Origin of the sequence: Thiolapillus sp. (genome assembly GCF_048562965.1) — a bacterium.
Taxonomy (GTDB): domain Bacteria; phylum Pseudomonadota; class Gammaproteobacteria; order Chromatiales; family Chromatiaceae; genus Thiolapillus; species Thiolapillus brandeum_A.
Genome location: NZ_JBHNMF010001680.1, coordinates 1 through 516 on the forward strand (window position 1 = coordinate 1; position 516 = coordinate 516).

Below are 516 nucleotides of genomic sequence, written 5' to 3' on the forward strand. Positions count from 1 at the left end.
AAAGTCTGCACAGGGTCAGGTGGGGAAAACAGGTGTGGATTCTTGGGCGCTTACGATGCTTTTCATGTCAGCACCAGGTGCAGCAACGATTACAGCACTCACGAAGGGACGGCTATTGCCGAAAACAGCTGCCTGAACAATGCCTGACTCGGCCAGCAGTTCGGATTCCACCCAGTCAGGAGAAACATTCCGCCCGAAGCTGCTGATGATGACTTCACGTTTACGGCCATCGATATACAGGTAATCATCCTTGTCGACATACCCCAAGTCACCCGTGGCATACCAGACTGCCGGCAAGCCGGCCGGCTTCTGCACATAGCCGGTAAAGCCGGTGCCCGACAGGAGGATGTCTCCGTCATGCGCAACGCGCACACCACAGTGAGGCAGCAGTTTTCCGACGGAACCGGGACGGTTGTCATCAGGACCGTTCATGGCAACCCAAGCGTGTCTTCGACCTCGTGATAGATTTTGGGACATCCCAGTCCCCAAAATCGACTCGGCCTTTGACAACCTATT

At 55.2% G+C, this 516-nt stretch carries 1 protein-coding gene; it reads right to left on the reverse strand.

What is annotated here, in order from left to right; translation table 11 throughout:
• Positions 1–15: 15 nt before the first annotated feature.
• Positions 16–432 carry an AMP-binding protein gene (locus tag ACOCD2_RS26190; RefSeq protein WP_293650022.1) on the reverse strand — a complete coding sequence of 139 codons (417 nt, stop codon included), beginning with the start codon at positions 430–432 and terminating at the stop codon, positions 16–18.
• Positions 433–516 lie beyond the last annotated feature (84 nt).